The sequence below is a fragment of the Capnocytophaga sp. H4358 genome (assembly GCF_002302515.1).
Lineage (GTDB): Bacteria > Bacteroidota > Bacteroidia > Flavobacteriales > Flavobacteriaceae > Capnocytophaga > Capnocytophaga canis.
Map to the genome: position 1 here is coordinate 519913 of NZ_CP022380.1, position 20412 is coordinate 540324.

At 36.5% G+C, this 20412-nt stretch carries 17 protein-coding genes and 1 pseudogene; 15 read left to right on the forward strand and 3 right to left on the reverse strand.

The annotated features are described in order from the left end of the window. Positions 1–163: 163 nt before the first annotated feature. Together cysD and CGC49_RS02205 are read right to left on the reverse strand one after the other, a co-directional pair. A pseudogene (cysD, locus tag CGC49_RS02200) lies at positions 164–1060 on the reverse strand (sulfate adenylyltransferase subunit CysD); the annotation flags it as partial. A 361-nt stretch (positions 1061–1421) separates the two neighbouring features. Continuing rightward, the gene (locus CGC49_RS02205; protein WP_095911752.1) at positions 1422–2129 is read right to left on the reverse strand and encodes a phosphoadenylyl-sulfate reductase; all 708 of its coding nucleotides are present in this window, start codon (positions 2127–2129) and stop codon (positions 1422–1424) included. A gap of 172 nt (positions 2130–2301) precedes the next feature. On the opposite strand from CGC49_RS02205, the gene CGC49_RS02210 reads away from it, so the two are divergent. From CGC49_RS02210 to CGC49_RS02230, 5 genes are read left to right on the forward strand one after another with little or no spacing between them, the layout of a single operon-like run. Continuing rightward, complete coding sequence (locus CGC49_RS02210; protein WP_095893314.1) at positions 2302–3600, forward strand: hydroxymethylglutaryl-CoA reductase, degradative; 1299 nt, start codon at positions 2302–2304, stop codon at positions 3598–3600. Between the two features lie 22 nt (positions 3601–3622). Continuing rightward, positions 3623–4747 carry an alpha/beta hydrolase gene (locus CGC49_RS02215; RefSeq protein WP_042008037.1) on the forward strand — a complete coding sequence of 375 codons (1125 nt, stop codon included), beginning with the start codon at positions 3623–3625 and terminating at the stop codon, positions 4745–4747. Further along, positions 4744–6102 (forward strand): DNA repair protein RadA, encoded by a 1359-nt coding sequence (radA, locus tag CGC49_RS02220; RefSeq protein WP_095911753.1) that lies wholly within the window; start codon positions 4744–4746, stop codon positions 6100–6102. The genes CGC49_RS02215 and radA overlap by 4 nt, the downstream gene beginning before the upstream one ends. Positions 6103–6118: 16 nt before the next feature. After that, on the forward strand, positions 6119–7168 hold the full coding sequence (gene ribD / locus CGC49_RS02225) for a bifunctional diaminohydroxyphosphoribosylaminopyrimidine deaminase/5-amino-6-(5-phosphoribosylamino)uracil reductase RibD (protein ID WP_042008111.1): 1050 nt from the start codon (positions 6119–6121) through the stop codon (positions 7166–7168). Beyond that, a complete protein-coding gene (locus CGC49_RS02230) occupies positions 7165–7785 on the forward strand; it encodes a YigZ family protein (protein ID WP_095911754.1) in 621 nt (206 codons plus the stop codon). The genes ribD and CGC49_RS02230 overlap by 4 nt, the downstream gene beginning before the upstream one ends. Positions 7786–7815: 30 nt before the next feature. On the opposite strand, the gene CGC49_RS02235 is transcribed toward CGC49_RS02230, so the two are convergent. Further along, the gene (locus CGC49_RS02235; RefSeq protein WP_232745190.1) at positions 7816–8619 is read right to left on the reverse strand and encodes a 5'-nucleotidase C-terminal domain-containing protein; all 804 of its coding nucleotides are present in this window, start codon (positions 8617–8619) and stop codon (positions 7816–7818) included. 49 nt (positions 8620–8668) lie between these two features. Here CGC49_RS02235 and CGC49_RS02240 point away from each other — a divergent pair, with 49 nt between their 5' ends. The 10 genes from CGC49_RS02240 to pepT all read left to right on the forward strand — a co-directional run bounded on the left by CGC49_RS02240 (position 8669) and on the right by pepT (position 20350). Further along, a complete protein-coding gene (locus CGC49_RS02240) occupies positions 8669–9184 on the forward strand; it encodes a hypothetical protein (RefSeq protein ID WP_231549978.1) in 516 nt (171 codons plus the stop codon). A gap of 7 nt (positions 9185–9191) precedes the next feature. Next, positions 9192–10061 (forward strand): 4-hydroxy-tetrahydrodipicolinate synthase, encoded by an 870-nt coding sequence (dapA, locus tag CGC49_RS02245; RefSeq protein WP_042342924.1) that lies wholly within the window; start codon positions 9192–9194, stop codon positions 10059–10061. Between the two features lie 164 nt (positions 10062–10225). Continuing rightward, positions 10226–11173, forward strand: a complete 948-nt coding sequence (gene fmt, locus CGC49_RS02250; RefSeq protein ID WP_095911755.1) for a methionyl-tRNA formyltransferase — start codon at positions 10226–10228, stop codon at positions 11171–11173. A 111-nt stretch (positions 11174–11284) separates the two neighbouring features. Beyond that, the gene (locus CGC49_RS02255; RefSeq protein WP_095893319.1) at positions 11285–12289 is read left to right on the forward strand and encodes a M28 family metallopeptidase; all 1005 of its coding nucleotides are present in this window, start codon (positions 11285–11287) and stop codon (positions 12287–12289) included. A 5-nt stretch (positions 12290–12294) separates the two neighbouring features. Next, on the forward strand, positions 12295–13995 hold the full coding sequence (gene ggt / locus CGC49_RS02260) for a gamma-glutamyltransferase (RefSeq protein WP_095911756.1): 1701 nt from the start codon (positions 12295–12297) through the stop codon (positions 13993–13995). Positions 13996–14062: 67 nt separating this feature from the next. Then, positions 14063–14968, forward strand: a complete 906-nt coding sequence (locus CGC49_RS02265) for a tyrosine-type recombinase/integrase (protein WP_042008055.1) — start codon at positions 14063–14065, stop codon at positions 14966–14968. Between the two features lie 37 nt (positions 14969–15005). Beyond that, positions 15006–15296: a ribosome hibernation-promoting factor, HPF/YfiA family gene (hpf, locus tag CGC49_RS02270; protein WP_042342916.1), complete on the forward strand. Its 291-nt coding sequence runs from the start codon at positions 15006–15008 to the stop codon at positions 15294–15296. 93 nt (positions 15297–15389) lie between these two features. Beyond that, positions 15390–16577: an OmpA family protein gene (locus tag CGC49_RS02275; RefSeq protein WP_095911757.1), complete on the forward strand. Its 1188-nt coding sequence runs from the start codon at positions 15390–15392 to the stop codon at positions 16575–16577. Between the two features lie 110 nt (positions 16578–16687). After that, the gene (locus tag CGC49_RS02280) at positions 16688–19117 is read left to right on the forward strand and encodes a glycoside hydrolase N-terminal domain-containing protein (protein WP_095911758.1); all 2430 of its coding nucleotides are present in this window, start codon (positions 16688–16690) and stop codon (positions 19115–19117) included. Between the two features lie 9 nt (positions 19118–19126). Then, complete coding sequence (pepT, locus tag CGC49_RS02285; protein ID WP_042008063.1) at positions 19127–20350, forward strand: peptidase T; 1224 nt, start codon at positions 19127–19129, stop codon at positions 20348–20350. Positions 20351–20412: the final 62 nt, after the last annotated feature.

Below are 20412 nucleotides of genomic sequence, written 5' to 3' on the forward strand. Positions count from 1 at the left end.
ATGTAATAGGGATTATTATTAAAAAACACATCCTGTTTTGTTCTTTTAGTATTCATGCGTATCTTCTCTCTTTTTAAACAAGATACTATGATTTGACACCAAAGAATTTGCCCTTATCTCAGCGATTGATTACTTTATTTATAGCTCACTGATTTAAAGACTCTTAAAAATACCCATTTTTCTTTCTATCTTCCATTGCTGCTTCGGATATTTTATCATCAATACGGGTTTCGCCACGCTCGCTGGTACGGGTTGCCGTAATTTCGTTGATTATATCGTCAATGTGATAGGCTTCGGATTCTACGGCAGCAGTGCAGGTCATATCGCCAACAGTTCGGTAGCGAACGTTTTTGGTTATAATCACATCATTTTCATCGATTTGGATATAAGGCGACACAGCGATGAGTTGCCCGTTGTGGTCAATAACCTCTCTTTCGTGGGAAAAGTACACGCTTGGAAGTTCGATATTCTCTCTGCGAATATAATTCCACACGTCAAGTTCCGTCCAGTTACTGATAGGGAAAACACGTACGTTTTCGCCCTTGTGGATTTTACCGTTGTAGGTATGCCACAGTTCTGGACGTTGTAACTTAGGATCCCAGCCACCGAAATCATCACGAACGGAAAAAATACGTTCCTTAGCACGTGCTTTTTCCTCGTCTCTTCTGGCTCCTCCGATACAGGCATCGAACTCAAATTCAGCAATAGTGTCAAGTAATGTGAACGATTGCAAGGCATTACGACTGGCAAACTTCCCCTTGGGTTCGGTCAAACCCTTTGCTTTAATGGTGTCCTCTACTTTACGAACGATAAGTCTTTCTCCTAATTTTTTCACTAAATTATCTCGAAAATCCAAGGCTTCTTGGAAGTTATGACCCGTGTCAATATGTACTAATGGAAAAGGAAATTTACAAGGACGAAACGCCTTGAGTGCCAAATGTACCAAAACGATTGAATCTTTACCTCCGCTAAACAAAAGTGCAGGCTTCTCAAACTGCCCTCCTACCTCACGAAATATATGTATGGCTTCGGCTTCTAATTGTTCTAAATAATCCATATGTAAATGTTTATTTTTTAATTTTCCAACTCTCTAATAACTTTTATTTTAATTTTGGAAATGTTATAATCGAAAATAAATCTTTCATAGTTAAAAGGAATATAAAACACTTTTTCTGTATTCTTACCCCACAAACACGAATCAAAAATCTCAATACATTTCGATTCGAAAGAGTTAAATAGTCTAATGACAACACCTATCCCAATTGGGTTAGCATATTCCTTTTGTTAAAAATCAAATATTTTGTGCAAAGATACATTTTTCATAGTAAATCGTGTGACATCGCTATCGTTTTTTTATTACTTTTGATATTCTGTTACTAACCAAAAAATAATATTCTCAAAATTATCTCCTGACAGGGGTATTACTTTTGGTGAAGATGTAACCCACACTCTTTTTTACTTTTGTCCTCCCACCACCATCTACCTGCACGAAAGTCTTCTCCGTCCTTAACAGCTCGTGTACAAGGCTGACAACCTATGCTTATAAAACCTCTATCGTGTAATGGATTGTATGGCACTCCGTTAGCTCTTAAAAAATCCAAAACTTCGGTAGTTTTCCAATGCAAAATTGGGTGGAATTTGATAATCTGGTTGCCTTCATCCCATTCAACCATAGGCATTTGCTCTCGATTTGAAGATTGTTCAGCCCTCAGCCCTGTAATCCATACCTTGTTTCCTGTTAGTGCTCGTTTTAAGGGTTCCACCTTGCGAATGTAACAGCATTCTTTTCGAAGTTCAGCAGATTCATAAAAAGCGTTTATACCATTTGTTTTTACATAGTTCTCAATAAATTCTGCTTTTGGATAATAAGGAGTTATCTTTGTGTCGTAAGCCATCGCTGTTTTGTCCCAAGTGGCATACGTTTCTGCAAACATACGCCCTGTGTCAAGAGTAAAAATATTGATAGGTATGCGGTTTTTGAGTATCAAATCGGTAATGACTTGATCTTCCATACCAAAACTCGTCGAGAAAACGACCTGATTAGGAAATTGTCCAGCAAAATAACGCAGGGTTTCTATCTCGCTTTTATCAGCAATTTCTTTCAGATATAAATCTATTTGTTCTTTCATAAACATAGTATAACGGAAGCAAAAGTACACATTTATTACCAAAATAAAAACATGATTTTCTTATACAGACTGTATCTGAATAACATTCAAAATATGTTGGTGAGATGTTGATTTTAAACACAAAAAAATTCATATCTTTGTACCCTATGCTTATTTAACAATTAAAACAACGATGAAAAACATTTCAGGATTTTCCAAACTGACTAAACAGCAAAAAATACAATGGCTTTGCGACACTTATTTCCCTGATGATAAGGATGCTTTCTCTAATTTTAAAAAATACCACAACGCCGATGAAACTCTCCAAAAATTACACGATGAATTTATTGAGAATACGGTAACGAATTTCTACCTACCGTTTGCCGTAGCTCCAAATTTTGTTATCAATGGAAAAACTTACACCGTTCCAATGGCAATTGAAGAAAGCTCTATTGTAGCGGCTGCAAGTAGAGCTGCAAAATACTGGGAAACACGTGGAGGATTTAAAGCCGAAGTCATTTCCACAGAAAAAAATGGACAAGTACATCTCATGTTTTATGGTAAAAAAGCTGATTTAGAGTGTTTTTTTGAGAAAATACACTCAAAAATGCTTACTGATGCAAAACACATTACCTCTAATATGGAAAAAAGAGGAGGAGGCATTTCAACACTTCGCTTGGTGGATAAAACCTCAGAATTAGCCAATTACTACCAATTGTTTGCTTCCTTTGAAACGCTGGATGCTATGGGTGCAAATTTCATCAATTCGTGCTTAGAACAATTTGCAGAAACATTTCGTCAAGAAGCTTTAAAACATCCTGAAATTGATGGGAAATACGAAATCGTAATGTCAATTTTATCGAATTATGTACCCGAATGTTTGGTAAAAGTAAGTACATCCTCGCCTGTGGAAAATTTGGCTGTTGCAGGATTGAGTGGTAAGGAATTTGCTGAGAAATTTGTACGAGCCATCGCGATAGCTAATTCCGAAGTACGACGAGCAACCACGCATAACAAGGGTATCATGAACGGAATGGATGCTGTCATTTTGGCCACAGGGAATGATTTCAGGGCTGTGGAGGCAGGAGTTCATGCCTATGCTGCTCGTTCAGGAAAATACCAAAGTTTGACAAAAGCGCATATCAAAGATGAAATTTTTCATTTCGAAATCGAAGTACCGTTAGCTTTGGGCACAGTAGGTGGACTAACAAACTTACATCCTTTGGTAAAAACAGCCTTACAAATTTTAGAAAAACCCTCTGCCTCTGAACTAATGCAAATTGTAGCCACCGTTGGCTTGGCTCAAAATTTTGCAGCTGTAAGTTCTTTGATTACTTTGGGAATTCAGAAAGGACATATGAAGATGCATCTAATGAACATTTTAAACCAATTGGGAGCAAGTGACAGACAAAAAGAACAAATCACCGAATACTTCAAAGATAAAACGGTTACACACAGCGAAGTAGTTCGTATTTTTGAACAAACAAAATGATGTTATACACACGTAAATACATATGAAAAAAATCTTCTCTCTTGGCTTTCTATTTCTCTTTTTAGGAACTGCCTATGCTCAAATTATTTCAGAAGAATTTTCGTCACGAAAATTGGGTGAAAAACGAAAATTAGCCATTTATCTACCTGAAAAATATTCTGATAAAGAGGCTTATCCACTATTAGTAGTGCTAAACGCCGGTTCTTTGATGGAGCCTGTACTTGCAAACGCTCGTTACTATGAGTATTTTGAAAATATGCCTAAATGCATCATCGTTGGAGTTTACAACACTCTTGAGGACGTAAAAACTGGAAAAAACGGGGAACTGACTCGCCAATCAGCTAATTTTTTGGATTTTATGGGCGGAGAACTCATTCCTTATATTCATGGAAAATATAGCGTAAATAACTTCAAAGGAATTATTGCCAAGGATGAAGGTGCTTACGTAAGTAATTATTTCTTTTTAGGAAAAGAACCTTTATTTAACGTCGTTATCAGTCTAAATCCCAAGACATTACCGGCTATTTCGGAAACCATTTCGGATAAACTCAACGCTGTTAAAAGAACTGTTTTCTACTACATTGCTACAACAAACTACGATCATGAAACAGCCTACACTAACACAAAAAGTTTGAATAGCCAAATTGTTAATAACCTAACAACTGAAGATGTAAAATTATTTTTCGACGATTTTCCAAAAACTTCATTACACTCGGTAGCTTTATCAGGAATACCAAGAGCTTTCGACCTGATTTTCAGCTCCTATAAACCAATTGATGCTAAAGAGTTCAAGGAAAACTTACAACCTTTATCTGAAGATATTTTTTACTATTTAGAGGATAAATACAAAAAAATAGAATCGGAATTAGGGTTCAAAAAAACACCTGTTTTGAATGATATTATGGCAACTTATGATGTAATTATAGAAAAAGAAGACTGGGATTCATTAATAAAACTATCTGATTATGTGAAAGATAATGGATATGAGAAAACCGCTATGCCAAATTTCTTCTTAGGAGAATACTACGAGCATACTGGGGATAACAAGAGAGCATTACGTGCCTATCAAAAAGCATATACTGAACTTCCTATTGATTTCATAAAAAAGGACATTATCGACCAACGTATCGTAAAGCTAAGAAAATGAAAATAAAAACATCATACTTTTGTCAGAATTGTGGTACTCAGTACAGCAAATGGCAGGGGCAGTGTTATGCTTGTAAACAGTGGAACACTATTGTTGAAGAAATCATCCAAAAAGAAGCAAAAAAAGCATGGCAGGACGATACTCCGAAATCCAAAAAAGCACCTAAATATGTTCCCATTTCTGAAATAAGTACGCAAGAAGAAACTCGGCTCAACAGCAATAATAACGAACTGAACAACGTACTGGGTGGTGGCATTGTTCCCGGATCCGTAACTTTATTGGGCGGCGAACCTGGCATCGGAAAAAGTACACTTCTACTGCAAACCGCCTTAAATCTGCCTTACAAAACGCTTTATGTTTCGGGAGAAGAAAGCGAAAGACAGATCAAAATGCGAGCCGATCGCATTGTACATAAATTGGATAATTGTTTTATACTCACAGAAACAAAAACACAGAATATATTCCAACAAATCAAAGAGTTACAACCTGAAATTGTTATTATTGACTCCATACAAACCTTGCAATCGGATTATATTGAGGCTTCGGCAGGGAGTGTCTCACAAGTCAGAGAATGTGCTTCCGAGTTGATAAAATTTGCAAAAACTACACATACACCTGTTATCCTTATCGGGCATATCACCAAAGATGGGCAAATTGCAGGTCCTAAAATTTTGGAACACATGGTCGACACCGTATTACAATTCGAAGGCGACCGAAATCATGTTTATCGCATACTGCGATCACTGAAAAACCGCTTTGGTTCTACCTCTGAACTTGGAATTTACGAAATGTTGAGCAACGGATTGCGAGAAGTTAGCAATCCCTCAGAAATTTTGATTTCAAAAACTGAGGAAACCATTAGCGGAACAGCAATTGCGGCTACTTTAGAAGGAATGCGTCCATTGATGATTGAAATTCAAGCACTTGTAAGTACTGCTGTTTATGGAACACCGCAGCGAAGTGCTACAGGATTCAATGCTAAACGCCTCAATATGTTACTGGCTGTACTAGAAAAACGAGCAGGTTTCCGATTGGGAGCTAAGGACGTGTTTTTAAATATCACTGGAGGGATTAATATTGACGACCCTGCTACTGACTTGGGAGTAGCCATGGCGATTCTATCCTCCAACGAAGACATTGCTATTGAAAAAAACATTTGTTTTGCTGGAGAGGTAGGCTTAGGTGGAGAAATACGACCTGTACAGCGTGTGGAGCAACGCATTACCGAAGCGGAAAAATTAGGTTTCACCACCATTTTTGTATCAAAATATAGCAAAGTGGCTTTGAAAAATACGGCTATCAACATCGTAAAAGTAGCCAAAATAGAAGATGCAATCCAAGAATTATTCGGATAAAAATCATAGAATAAAAATGACCTACTACGAAAAGTACATGAAACGCTGTATCCAACTAGCTAACAATGGATTAGGAGCTACCTACCCCAATCCAATGGTAGGGAGTGTCGTTGTTTTTGAAGATAGCATCCTAGGTGAAGGATGGCATCAAAAAGCTGGTAAACCACACGCTGAAGTAAATGCTATTGATTCAGTCAAAAATAAGAACCTACTTTCAAAAAGTACCATTTTTGTAAGTTTGGAACCTTGTAGCCATTTTGGAAAAACCCCTCCGTGTGCTGATCTTATCATTAAACACGGGATTCCCAAAGTGGTCATCGGAACAACTGACCCCTTCGCTAAAGTGTGTGGTAATGGCATAAAAAAACTGAAAGAAGCCGGTTGTGAAGTAATTGTAGGGGTTTTAGAAGATGAATGTCAAGAACTTAACAAACGTTTTTTCACTTTCCATCAGAAAAAACGCCCATACATCTTTTTAAAATGGGCCGAAACTTCTAACAAGTTCATTGCACCTGAGCAAAAAAAGGAAGTAAACCCTCATTGGATAACTAACTTATTTTCAAGACAATACACACACAAAATTCGCAGTGAAGAGGAAGCTATTTTAGTAGGAACAAATACTGTTCTTCACGACAATCCAAAACTAGACACTCGCCATTGGCAAGGTAAAAATCCTCTTAGAGTGATTATTGACCGAGAACTAAAAACACCCAAAAAATTTTCTGTTTGGGACGAATCAACCGACACCATTTTCATTACAGAAAAAAGAGAAAACGCTAAATTTAAGAATACGTTTTTTGAAAATATCTGTTTTTCGGAGAATATTGCTGAACAAATTTGCAGAATACTTTACAAAAAAGGCATACAAAGTCTTATCGTAGAGGGTGGTAGAAATGTTCTGCAGCAGTTTATAGATGCAAAACTATGGGATGAAGCCTTTGTTTTTATTGGAAAATCGACTTTCAAAAATGGTATTAAAGCTCCTGCGTTGAAAGATGCTTCACTGCAAAAAACAATGCTCTTTGGAGAAGATCACTTGTTTATTTACAAAAATTCACAACAATGAATGATGTGTTTAAAACTATTGCTTCTCCTGTAGAAGAAGTAATTTTTAAGGAAAAAAGTAGTAAATTTTTAGGGTATGCCTTTCCCATACAAACGGAAGAAGATGTCAAGGGTCATTTGGAAGCCGTAAAGAAACTACACCATTCTGCTCGACACTGGTGCTACGCATGGCAATTGGGACACGGAGCGCAACAGCACTACCGAGCGAATGATGACGGTGAGCCCAACAACTCAGCTGGGATTCCTATCTATGGACAAATACAATCCTTTGACCTTACCAACGTACTCATCATTGTGGTACGCTACTTTGGTGGTATTAAATTGGGAGTTGGTGGCTTGGTACAGGCTTACAAAACATCAGCCCAATTGACCTTACAAGAAGCTGAAATCATCGAAAAAATCGTGACCCAAACCCTTCAAATTGTCTTTGATTACAAAGACATAAACAAAGTGATGCGTGTGGTCAAAGAAAAAAATCTGGAAGTAATTGACCAAAAACTTGGATTAGATTGCAGACTTTTCATAGAAGTACGCGACAGCGAATGGGATCACATTAAAGCAATTTTTGAAAGCATTTATGGAGTTCAAGTTATTGAAAATGAAAGAAAACGATTTTAAAATTCAACATTTCTTATCTCCTCTTCTTCCCTATTCTTTAATTCGCTCTACTCGATTGTCTTTTGTAAAATGAAGCGTATCTACTTTGGTGAAATAGTCAATAAGTACGTTACGGATTGCATAATCCGTTTCGTAAACGCTCACCGGATCTTGAAAAAAAAGCATTCCATCACCCATATGCATCAGATAGTCTGATGTAGCAACAATGTAAGTAGCGTTCAAATCAAGAGGTTTTCCATTGATAGTAAACAACTTAACATCGCCTTTATCAGTCATTTTTAAATTCACTTGCTTTGAAATAGGATGTGGTCGTTTACCTTTATGGAGATATTCTGCAATTTCAAGCACCTTATTACCTTTAATTTCCAAACACACGAATTTATTTTCAAAAGGCATCAATCTGTAAGCTGTTCCAATGGTAACTTCCCCTTGAGGCAAATCGGAGCGAATACCTCCCCAGTTCAAAAGAACAAAATCAATATTTTTGCCTGTTCTTTTAAAATAAGTTGGATTTAACATTTCATACGAAACATCTGCCATAAAATTAGCAATCGCCGCATTAGCTTCGTTTTCTTCCTTTCCTTTCTCCAATGCAACTAAGTTATACGCCAATTCAACAGCCATTTGCTCTTGAACATGCTTGCGAAATGGAAGTATAAAACTATCTATTTCAGCATGTTTCAAAATTTGGTCATCTATTTCAATATTCTTAGCTTGGATGTGTATCAGTTGCTCTTTTTTCTTTCCACATGATGATAAAAAACAAAAAGTTGCAAAACCAACAAAAAAAAGTCGTTGATATTGGAATAAGTTTTTCATAAATGATATTTTCATAATATTTTATTTTTTATATTTGCATTCAGACCGTAAAGATAAAATAATTTTGGAATTTCTAAAAACATATTACGTAAAAAAACGCATCCAACGAAACATAGAAGAGCTAAAATCCTTTTCTTCAAGGTTTGACAATGGAATCGTGAAAATAGGATGCCTCATTGATATGGATGTGATTAAGGACATCGACCCTCTTTTACAATTGACAAAATTCTATGGAGTACGCCCTGAAAATTATATTTTTTTAGGATATAAACGAAAATCGGACGAAACTCATGCTAATGGAGTTCCTTTTTTAACGGACAGAGAAATTAATTGGCAAGGGAAAATACGTAACTATCATGCTGACAGACTTGCTGAGCAGGAGTATGATGTACTGATAAACTATTTCAATGAACCTAAACTCGCACTGTTATTGCTTTCGTCATCTATCAAAGCAAAATTACGAATTGGTTTTCAAGGTATTGATATGACTTACAATGACATCATCATCAATTGTAAACTTGAAGAGGAAAATATCTTCATTGAAGAGACTAAAAAAGTTTTGGAAACGATATTAAAATAAAACAGACATGGAACAACTAAAAGGAACAGGAGTGGCTCTAATTACTCCATTTACAGCCGATAATAAAGTAGATACTGAAGCATTAGCTAAGATTGTGGACTATGTAATTGATGGAGGTGTAGAGTTCATCGTGGCATTAGGAACTACCAGTGAAGCTCCTACTTTAACCAAAGAAGAGAAAAAGTTGGTATGCAAAACAATCATTGAGGCAAATAAAAAACGAGTTCCTTTGGTAATTGGTATCGGAGGAAATAACACCCAAGAGGTTATACAACAAATAAAGGAAACTGACCTCTCCGATTTTGTAGCTATTTTGTCTGTTACGCCATATTACAACAAACCCTCACAGAATGGACTGTACGCTCACTTTGCTGAAATTGCAAAAAATGCTCCACTGCCATTGATTCTCTATAATGTTCCAGGACGCACAGGTGTCTCAATGTCGGCGGAGGTTACTGTTCGTTTAGCAAAAGAGTTTAAAAATATCGTAGCTGTAAAAGAAGCCTCAGGCGATTTAGTGCTATGTATGAAAATATTACGCGAAAAACTTACCAATTTTACTTTCCTATCCGGAGATGACATGACTACGTTACCATCGGTGTACATGGGAGGAAGCGGAGTAATTTCGGTGGTAGCTATTGCATTTCCAAAGGAATTTTCAGATATGGTTCGCTTCGGAAGAACGGGTAACATTCAAAAAGCCAATGAGTTGCAGTACAAACTAATTGAAAAAATACATTTAACATTCAAAGAAGGAAATCCTGCAGGTATAAAGGCCTATTTAGCATCTAAGGGATTGTGTAAACCTCATGTTCGCTTACCTTTAGTCGAGGCTTCTGATAGTTTAAAGGCTGAAATTCAGGCTTCTTTACAGTAATTTTATAGATTATATCTACTTAACAAACAATAAGTTACATTTGCCATAACTGATAAACTTATCTGAGAGAAAAACTTTTATAATGCTCTCATTGTGAACTTGTAGGGAGATGAAAACAGTTTTTTGACACAACCTCCTAATAGTTCTTCTTTTAATATCAAAACATGAAAAATTTAAGAATCGTATTTATGGGTACGCCAGACTTTGCTCTGGAGACTTTAAAACAGTTAGTTGAAAATCAATACAATGTCGTAGGTGTTGTCACCATTGCTGACAAACCTGCTGGTCGTGGACAAAAATTACACGCATCTCCCGTAAAAATATATGCAGAAAGTCAACAAATTCTGGTTTTGCAACCGACAAATTTGAAAGATGAGAATTTCATAAAATCACTCAAAGATTTGGAGCCCGATTTGCAAATAGTGGTTGCTTTTCGGATGCTTCCGAAGGTAGTTTGGCAACTTCCAAAATACGGAACGTTTAATTTACATGCTTCATTATTACCTCATTACAGAGGTTCAGCTCCTATCAACTGGGCAATCATCAACGGAGAACAAAAAACGGGGGTGACTACCTTTTTTATTGATGAAAAGATTGATACAGGGGCTATAATCATGCAAACAGAAACTCCCATATCAGACCGAGAAACCGCAGGTTCATTACACGATAAACTGATGGTACAGGGAGCTACTTTGGTATTAAAAACGGTCGATGCTATACAAAAAGGAAACTGCCTCCCGAAGCAACAACCTATGAATGAAACTTTTACTGAAGCTCCAAAAATTTTCAAAGAAACTTGTAAAATTAACTGGCAAACCGAAGGAATCGCCATAGAAAGACTCATCCGAGGAATGAGCCCGTATCCAACAGCTTGGACGCTCTTGCGTCAAAACGAAATAGAAATGAACATCAAAATCTATGATGCCATTTTTATGGAAAAGGCTCACGACCTTCCGCTTGGAAAAGTTACCACCGAGAAGAAAGAAATTCATATAGCCGTAAAAAAAGGATATATTAATGTGCTTGAACTCCAAATACCCGGAAAAAAACGAATGAAAGCCTCTGATTTACTTAACGGATTTTCTTTCAACGAAGAGGCTATATTTCATTGATTTATATTGATTTATATAAATCTACCACACATTCTAAAACATAAAATATACACAATGAATCGCAATAAGTTTTCAGATATAAATAATGACAAATCTTAATTACCAAAAACTATGAAATACATTGCTTTATTTTTTACATTGATTATCGCATTGAATGTCAATGCCCAAAAACCAATACAAAAAGGATTTCAAGCCATTGACCGCAAAAACGCTGAAGCTCATATTGAGTTTTTAGCAAATGACCTTTTAGAAGGTCGCGAATCAGGATTTCGAGGGGGACGAATTGCTCGAGAATACATCGTTGCTCAACTCAAACAATACGGCATAGAACCCTTATTATCTTCAAATAACTATCTACAACACTTTACTGCTTACCGACCTGAAAACTCGGCTCGTGAACCGAAACGATACACGGTTACTGACTCGATAATCACACGTTTACAGAAAACTTTCCACGTTCGTTTGGAAATGGCTAATGTTTTAGGAATGATTCGAGGTAAAAAGGAAAATGAGTACGTTATAGTGGGTGCTCATTACGACCATTTGGGAATGGATGCAAATTTATTTGGTGACAACATATATAACGGTGCAGACGACAATGCTTCGGGAGTGTCAGCCGTACTGCAATTGGCAAAGGCTTTCAAAGAATCGGGAGAAAAACCTGAGCGAACCATTATTTTCGCTTTTTGGGATGGAGAGGAGCGAGGGCTTCTTGGTTCACAATATTTCATCGACAAATGCTCTTTTAGAGATAATATAAAGTCCTATTTGAATTATGACATGATTGGGCGTAATAATCGTCCTGCCGAACCAAAACATGTGGTGTATTTCTATACGGCTTCATTCCCTATTTTTGAAACATGGTTAAAACAAGATTTAAAAAGCTACAAACTTGATTTAGAACCTGATTACCGAGCTTGGGATAATCCTGTCGGTGGAAGTGATAATGGTTCATTTGCTAAGTATAAAATCCCAATTGTATGGTTTCATACCGATGGACATCCAGATTATCACAAACCTACTGACCATGCCGATCGCTTAAATTGGGATAAAATCATAGAAATTACACGTGCTTCTTATTTGATAATGTGGAAATTAGCCAACGATAAATATTAACAAAGATGAAAAAATCGGTCTTTCTTTTAAGTTTATTACTTCTTTTTTTGCAATGCAATTCACCTCAAATTACTGAAAAAGAGAAAGTCTATGGTTTACTGGCTAAAAATGCAATGGTCGTAAGCGCCAAGGAAGAGGCTTCAAAAATAGGAGTAGCCATAATGCAAAAAGGAGGCAATGCGTTCGATGCAATGATAGCTGTGGAACTAGCTTTGGCTGTGGCATATCCCAATGCAGGAAACATTGGCGGAGGCGGATTTATGGTTTACCGCTTAGCTGATGGGAAAACAGGAGCGCTGGATTATCGTGAAAAAGCTCCTGCGGGTGCAACTAAAGATATGTATTTGGATAGCAAAGGAGAGGTTATTGAACACAAAAGCACACTTGGTGCGTTGGCAATAGGCATCCCTGGAACTATTGACGGACTTTTTGAAGTTCATCAAAAATTAGGTTCATTACCTTTTGCTGAATTAGTACAACCTGCTATTGATTTAGCTCGTAATGGAGTAGTTATTACCGAATTACAAGCCAATGGATACATGAACAAAAATATAGAACTAATCAAAAAAGCTAACAACTACCCTACCCCTTTTGACAATGGATGGACGGCGGGTCAAGTAGTCAAATACGAAGATTTGGCAAAGACTTTAGAACGGATTCGTGACAATGGACGAGATGAGTTTTACAAAGGAGAAACTGCCAAACGGATAGTGGATTACGTACAGGAATTGGGGGGCATTATCACCCATGATGATTTGGCAAACTACAAAGCTCAGTGGCGAACCCCAATTTCGTTTCAATACAAAGATTTTAACATCATCTCCATGACCTTACCTTCGAGTGGAGGAATCTGTTTAGCTCAAATATTGAAAATGATAGAACCTTATGATATTGGTAATTATCCTCACAATCAAACAGAATACATCCAACTTTTAACCGAAGCCGAACGCCGTGCTTATGCCGATAGAGCCCACTATCTGGGAGATATAGATTTCGTACGAGTTTCATTAGATAGCCTACTCAATCCAAATTACCTAACATACAGAATGTCAGATTTTTCATGGGATAAAGCCAGTCGTTCATCGGAAATAAGTCATGGAAAATTATCATCTTACGAAAGTGAAGAAACCACTCATTATTCCATTGTAGATTCTTATGGAAATGCCGTAGCTGTAACAACAACACTAAACACGAATTACGGCTCCAAAGTATATGTTAAGGGAGCAGGTTTTTTCCTTAACAATGAAATGGATGATTTCAGTATCAAACCAGGCGTCCCTAATGTTTACGGATTAGTCGGTTCAGAAGCTAATGCAATAGCTCCTAACAAACGTATGCTAAGTTCTATGACCCCTACCATTGTGGAACATAACGGAAAACTCAAAATGGTCATCGGTACTCCAGGTGGATCAACCATTATTACCTCTGTCCTACAGAATATTCTGAACGTAATTGAATTTGGAATGACGATGCAAGAAGCTGTAAATCAACCACGTTTTCATCACCAATGGTTACCCGATGAAGTAAAGTTAGAACCTAAAGGATTTGATCGAAAAACAGTCGAAGAACTTATGGGTAAAGGGTATCTTATCAAGGAAGAAGATAACATTATAATAGGTAAAGTAGATGCCATTTTAGTACATCCGAACGGAGAATTAGAGGGCGGAGCTGATCCTCGAGGGGATGATACGGCAATCGGTTTCTAACCTAAAAATCAACAATGTATTTACTCTTTCTATAATAATATATATATCACTACATAACTATAAAACAATGTCTGTCAGTGCTTTCATAAACTATCTTACCATAGAGCGAAATTATTCCACAAACACTGTGGAAGCGTACAAACATGACCTGATATCATTTGAAAAATTTCTAAACGAACTAAATCCTAAAGAAAACCAAAATATCGAAAATGCCCAACAAGAAGACTTAAAAAAATGGATTATCCATTTAACTGAGCAAAACATCACTTTTAAAACCGTCAATCGGAAATTGGCTGCCTTGAGAACTTACTTTTCTTTTCTGAAAAAATCAAGTCAAATTGAAGTAAGCCCTTTTGAAAAAGGAATTCCCTCGTTGAAGACAGAAAAAAACATAAAACTTCCCTTTTCTGAAGATGAAGTAAAAAAAGTACTGTCGCTATGTGAAGACAAAAATTGTTTTGAGGCTATTCGAAATCATGCCATTATAGAAACGCTTTACAGCACGGGCATACGTCGTTTCGAATTAATCAATTTGCAATTGAAAGACATTGATTTTGGTTCGCATCAACTAAAAGTATTAGGAAAACGCAACAAAGAGCGCCTCATACCAATGCTTCCTGAGTTAGAAAAATCATTGAAAGAATATCTATTTGTACGACAAGAAGTTGCAAATTCAGAAAGTGAAAATTATTTATTTTTACTAAAAAATGGAAAAAAAATTTACGAAACACTTGTTTATCGCATAATTAATTCGTACTTTAGCACAATAACAACAAAGAAAAACGTAAGCCCTCATGTATTGAGGCACTCATTTGCAAGTCATTTATTGGACGGAGGAGCAGATTTGAACACTGTTAAAGAGCTGTTAGGACATTCCAGTTTGGCGAGTACCCAAGTTTATACTAATAGTAGTTTAGCAGAATTGAAAAAGCAGTACAACGGAGCTCATCCTCGAGCAATAAAAAATGAATAAATAAAAAAGTTGTTTAACCTTTTATAAAATTAAAGTTATGAAAGTACACGTACATCCAGTAGATTTTACTATTGACCAAAAATTGGTTGATTTTATCCAAAAAAAGTTAGATAAGTTAGACCTCTTCTATGATAAAATAATCGAAGCAGATGTCCATCTAAAATTAGAAAACACAAGCGCTAAAGAAAATAAAATTGTAGAAATTAAGGTTCATGTTCCGGGTGAAAGTTTCGTCGTAAAGAAACAATTTAAGTCTTTTGAGGAAGGAGTAGATGCATCTGTAGTTCCTTTGGAGCGAATGTTGTTAAAATACAAAGAAAAACGTTAAATATGACAAAATTTTTTCTCTAATTTTCAAATTAGTATTATTTTTGCTACCCACAACAAAAAGCAGTATTAATTTATATAAAAAACGAGAAAAATGAAAAAAAAGATTTTTACTTTAGGAATATTTGCCTTAGCAATAGTTTCTGTAAAAGCTCAAGAAGATTACAACAAATGGTCAATTGACTTACAAGGGGGTGTTAACAGCCCTTTGGTTGAAATGTCTGAAGGCTATTCAACTTCAACACTTAGCCCATGGAACGTGAGCGGTGGTGTTCGCTATATGTTCAACAATAAGTTTGGTCTTCGCTTAGGTGGAGGATACGATTCTTTCAAGAATAAGAACAATACGCCAAAGTTTGAATCAAACCTATGGAATGTTAATTTACAAGGAATTGCGAACATAGGTCGTGTTTTAGGCTTTGAAGAATGGACGAGTGATTTAGGATTGTTGGCTCATGCAGGTGTTGGATACGGTCAGCTAAAGGCAGATGCTTTCTCAGGTAAGGATCAAGTAGCTTTCGGCGTTGTTGGTTTAACCCCTCAGTTGCGTATTTCTAACAGAATTACGTTAGTTGTTGACGGTTCTTTTTACTTTAACGGAAAACAAGACAGAACGTTTGATGGCTTTACAGCAACTCAAAATAAAGCAATTCAGGGAATTAACTTTGTAACTACTGTCGGCCTACAGTTTGCTATCGGAAAACATGGAAAACACGCTGATTGGCATAGTATTGCAACTGAAAAATCAGATTTGAATGACCGTATAGCAGCGTTAGAGAAAGATGTAGCTGGTTTACAGAAAGAAGTGGCTAAAAAAGAAAATAAAATGAACGATGCTAACGGAAATAATATTCCTGATGAAATCGAAAACTACTTGAATGAAAACTACGCTACAAAGAACAGTGTATCTCACTCGGGTGAAATCAATAGCGACACAGCTAGTGATTTAATACGAAAAGGATATATTAACGTTTACTTTGATTTCAACTCAAGCAAACCTCAGTCTTATTCAATTTGGGCTGCTGATTTTGTTGCTAAATTCTTGAAAGAAAACCCAAGTTCAAGGGTAAATGTTGTAGGTTTTGCAGATGAGTTAGGAGGAACAAATTACAACCAAAGTTTATCTAAGAAAAGAGCTGACACTGTTAAACAATTGTTGATTGACTCTGGAATTAATGCTTCAAGAATTACCTCTGAAGGAAGAGGGGAAGATAAAAGTGTTAACAAAAACTCTGCTCAGGCACGTCAAATTGTTCGCAAAGCTACTTTCGAATTGAAATAGTTCATATGAAAGAATAAATTGAAAAACCGATTAGAAATTTCTAATCGGTTTTTTTGCTATTTGTGGTAAAAAGTCATAAATTTGGGTGCTAATTTTCTAATTAAGTAACAATGAAAAAATCATTTGTATGTTTAGCGTTTTTCATCTGTTATGTGGTAAACGCTCAAAAACAAGACGTTTCGGTGGTATTCAACGAATCGGCTAAGCATTTCACCGAAAGCCTTCCTATCGGAAACGGACGCTTAGGAGCAATGATTTTCGGAAAAACTGATGTGGAACGCATCGTTTTAAACGAAATATCACTTTGGTCAGGAGGACATCAGGAGTCTGATAACCCAAATGCCAATGCCTATCTGAAAGAAATCCAACAATTACTTTTTGAAGGAAAAAATCTCCAGGCACAAGAATTACTTCAAAAGCATTTTGTATCTGAAGGACGTGGGTCTTGTCATGGGAATGGCATGAAATGTCACTACGGTTGTTATCAAATATTGGCAGATCTTACCTTGGATTGGCAAAACTCTTCTCCAGTAAAAAATTATAAACGAATTTTAGATCTTGAGAAAGCTATTGCCACCACCTCCTTTGAACGTGATAATAACCAAATTCAACAAATTGCTTTCGCTGATTTTAAAAACGACATTTTATGGATTAAAATTTCTGCATCGAATCCCTTACAACTTAACGTAGCTCTTTCGCGTAAGGAAAATGCTTCCGTTTCATATCAAGGGAACCAAATCATTATGAGTGGAACGTTGCCTAATGAAACTGAAAAGGGAATGAGGTTTGCTTCAGTCGTAGAGGTGGAAGCAGATGGAGTTTTAGAACAAAATAATGATTGTTTAGTTGTCAACAATTCAAAAAACATTATTTTAAAAATAAGTGCTTCAACAAATTACGATCATAATACAGGGAAATTATCTTCAGAAAACGTGGTAGAAAAAGCACATTCATACCTACATAAAAGTGCATCATTTGAGGCTGCCTTATCTGATAGTCAAAAAAAATATCAGGAAGTTTTCAATCGCAATCGTTGGTATATGCCAAGTAGCATTCCTACTGAAAATTTCACTACACATGAACGATTACACCGCTTTTATAAAGGTGAAAATGATCCTTTATTACCTGTTTTGTACTACAATTTTGGGCGTTATTTACTGATTTGCTCGTCACGACCTGGATTGTTACCAGCGAATCTGCAAGGGTTGTGGGCTGAGGAGTATCAAACGCCTTGGAATGGTGATTATCATTTAAATATCAACGTACAGATGAATTATTGGTTAGCTGAGCAAACTAATTTATCCGATTTAGCTGAGCCTTTGCATCGTTTCACTAAAAACCTAATGGAGAATGGAAAAAAAACGGCTAAGGCTTATTACAATGCTAACGGATGGGTAGCTCACGTGATTAGCAATCCTTGGTTTTTCACCTCTCCAGGCGAAGGAGCAAGTTGGGGTTCAACACTTACGGGAGGAGCTTGGCTTTGTGAACATATCTGGGAGCATTACAAATTCACTCAGGATATTAACTTCTTACGAGAATACTATCCAACTTTAAAAGAATCAGCTCGTTTTTTTGAAGATATTTTAGTGAAAGATCCTCAAACAAATTTTTGGGTTACTTCTCCTTCAAATTCTCCTGAACACGGATATGTACTTCCAGAATTAAAAGATGGAAAAAAACAAGTTGGATTCACTTGCATGGGGCCTACAATGGACATGCAAATTCTTAGAGAATTATTTTCCAACACCTTAAAAGCGTCCCAATTATTGGGTGTCGACAAAGAAAAACACTCTCAATGGCGAGATATAATTAAAAACACAGCACCAAACACTATCGGAAAAGATGGTGATTTGAACGAATGGTTGGACGATTGGGAGGACTCTGACCCTAAACACCGTCATGTATCACATCTCTACGGACTATATCCGTATGATGAAATAACCCCTTGGGACACGCCTGAACTCGCCGAAGCTTCTCGCAAAACTTTAAACATACGTGGTGATGCTGGAACAGGTTGGTCCAAGGCTTGGAAAATAAATTTCTGGGCAAGATTACAAGATGGTGATCATGCCCTTACACTGATTCGGCAGCTATTAAAACCTACTGAAATTAGTTCAAATAACTGGAGAGATGGTGGAACGTACGCTAATCTATTTTGTGCTCATCCTCCATTTCAAATTGATGGAAACTTTGGAGGAACGGCTGGAATTTCAGAAATGCTTTTACAAAGTCATGGAAAAGACAATGTTATCCGAATTTTACCTGCTCTGCCAAGCCATCCTGACTGGAAAAATGGAGAAATGAAAGGAATGAAGGCAAGAAATAACTTTGAAGTTAGCTTTTCTTGGGAAGATCACAATCTTAAAGAGGCGGAAATCATCTCCTTAAGCGGAAGTACATGCTATGTGATGCTTCCTGCTGGTAAAAGTATATACCTAAAAGCGAATAATAAACTTAAAAGAGTCGTTAAATCTTCTAAAACAAACAAAAAAATAGGTTTTAAAACTAAGAAAAATCAGATTTATATAATAAAATAGTTAATCCATATGCAAAAATTAGTAGAACGTTTCATTACGTACATAAAAACAGACACACAATCTGACCCTGAAAGTCAAACTACTCCAAGTACAGAAAAACAATGGAACTTAGCTCGATTCTTAGCCGAAGAACTAAAACAAATTGGCATGGAAGAGGTTACAATTGATGAAAATTCGTATGTAATGGCAACTTTACCATCAAACGTTGATTATGAAGTACCAACCATTGGATTTATTGCTCATTTCGACACTTCGCCTGACTTCTCGGGAGAAAACGTAAATCCTCAATTTATTGAAAATTATGATGGAAGCGACATCGTACTGAACAAAGAAAAAAACATAGTACTTTCCCCTTCATATTTTGAAGACCTATTGCTTTACAAAGGACAAACAATTATCACTACAGACGGAACTACCTTATTAGGGGCTGACGACAAAGCAGGAATTGCAGAAATTGTTACCGCTATGGAATATTTGATACAACATCCTGAAATTAAGCATGGTAAAATCCGTGTTGGATTCACCCCTGACGAAGAAATTGGACGTGGAGCCCACAAGTTTGATGTGGAAAAATTTGGTGCCGACTGGGCTTATACCATGGATGGAAGTCAAATCGGAGAATTGGAATACGAAAGCTTTAATGCTGCGATGGCAAAAGTGTATTTCAAAGGGAAAAGCGTACATCCAGGTTATGCGAAAAACAAAATGGTCAATTCCTTGTTGATTGCCAACAAGTTTATATCAATGTTGCCTGAAAATGAAATCCCACAAGAAACTTCAGGCAGAGAAGGATTTTTTCACGTAATGGATATAACAGGCGACATTGAAAACACGACTGTGCAACTTATCATCCGTGACCACGACCGTCAGTTATTCGAAAAACGAAAAGAAACTATAAAACAAATTGTTGAGGAATTAAACAAAACTCATAAAGATGCTGTTACGGTAGAAATCAAAGACCAATATTTCAACATGCGTGAAAAAATTGAACCTGTTTTTCATATTGTAGAAGTAGCCGAAAAAGCGATGAAAGAACTGGGAATCACCCCTATTATCAAGCCTATTCGTGGCGGAACAGATGGTTCGCAACTGAGCTTTATGGGGTTACCTTGTCCAAATATTTTTGCCGGAGGACATAATTTCCACGGGAAATTTGAATATGTTCCTGTAGAAAGTTTGGAAAAAGCTACACAAGTGATTGTAAATATTGCAAAATTAGTAGCTAAAAAGTAAAACAGCTAATTTCCAACATATTAATTATAAAGGCTTTCCGAAAAGTTTTTCTTACTGTACCG

Excerpts from the sequence above, each read along its gene's own strand:
- CGC49_RS02265 (WP_042008055.1), top strand. The coding sequence starts at position 14,063 with ATGTCTGTCAGTGCTTTCATAAACTATCTTACCATAGAGCGAAATTAT.
- hpf (WP_042342916.1), top strand. The coding sequence starts at position 15,006 with ATGAAAGTACACGTACATCCAGTAGATTTTACTATTGACCAAAAATTG.
- CGC49_RS02235 (WP_232745190.1), bottom strand. The coding sequence starts at position 8,619 with ATGAAAATATCATTTATGAAAAACTTATTCCAATATCAACGACTTTTT.
- CGC49_RS02205 (WP_095911752.1), bottom strand. The coding sequence starts at position 2,129 with ATGAAAGAACAAATAGATTTATATCTGAAAGAAATTGCTGATAAAAGC.
- ggt (WP_095911756.1), top strand. The coding sequence starts at position 12,295 with ATGAAAAAATCGGTCTTTCTTTTAAGTTTATTACTTCTTTTTTTGCAA.
- ribD (WP_042008111.1), top strand. The coding sequence starts at position 6,119 with ATGACCTACTACGAAAAGTACATGAAACGCTGTATCCAACTAGCTAAC.
- CGC49_RS02275 (WP_095911757.1), top strand. The coding sequence starts at position 15,390 with ATGAAAAAAAAGATTTTTACTTTAGGAATATTTGCCTTAGCAATAGTT.
- dapA (WP_042342924.1), top strand. The coding sequence starts at position 9,192 with ATGGAACAACTAAAAGGAACAGGAGTGGCTCTAATTACTCCATTTACA.
- pepT (WP_042008063.1), top strand. The coding sequence starts at position 19,127 with ATGCAAAAATTAGTAGAACGTTTCATTACGTACATAAAAACAGACACA.
- radA (WP_095911753.1), top strand. The coding sequence starts at position 4,744 with ATGAAAATAAAAACATCATACTTTTGTCAGAATTGTGGTACTCAGTAC.
- CGC49_RS02215 (WP_042008037.1), top strand. The coding sequence starts at position 3,623 with ATGAAAAAAATCTTCTCTCTTGGCTTTCTATTTCTCTTTTTAGGAACT.
- CGC49_RS02210 (WP_095893314.1), top strand. The coding sequence starts at position 2,302 with ATGAAAAACATTTCAGGATTTTCCAAACTGACTAAACAGCAAAAAATA.
- CGC49_RS02280 (WP_095911758.1), top strand. The coding sequence starts at position 16,688 with ATGAAAAAATCATTTGTATGTTTAGCGTTTTTCATCTGTTATGTGGTA.
- fmt (WP_095911755.1), top strand. The coding sequence starts at position 10,226 with ATGAAAAATTTAAGAATCGTATTTATGGGTACGCCAGACTTTGCTCTG.
- CGC49_RS02230 (WP_095911754.1), top strand. The coding sequence starts at position 7,165 with ATGAATGATGTGTTTAAAACTATTGCTTCTCCTGTAGAAGAAGTAATT.
- CGC49_RS02255 (WP_095893319.1), top strand. The coding sequence starts at position 11,285 with ATGAAATACATTGCTTTATTTTTTACATTGATTATCGCATTGAATGTC.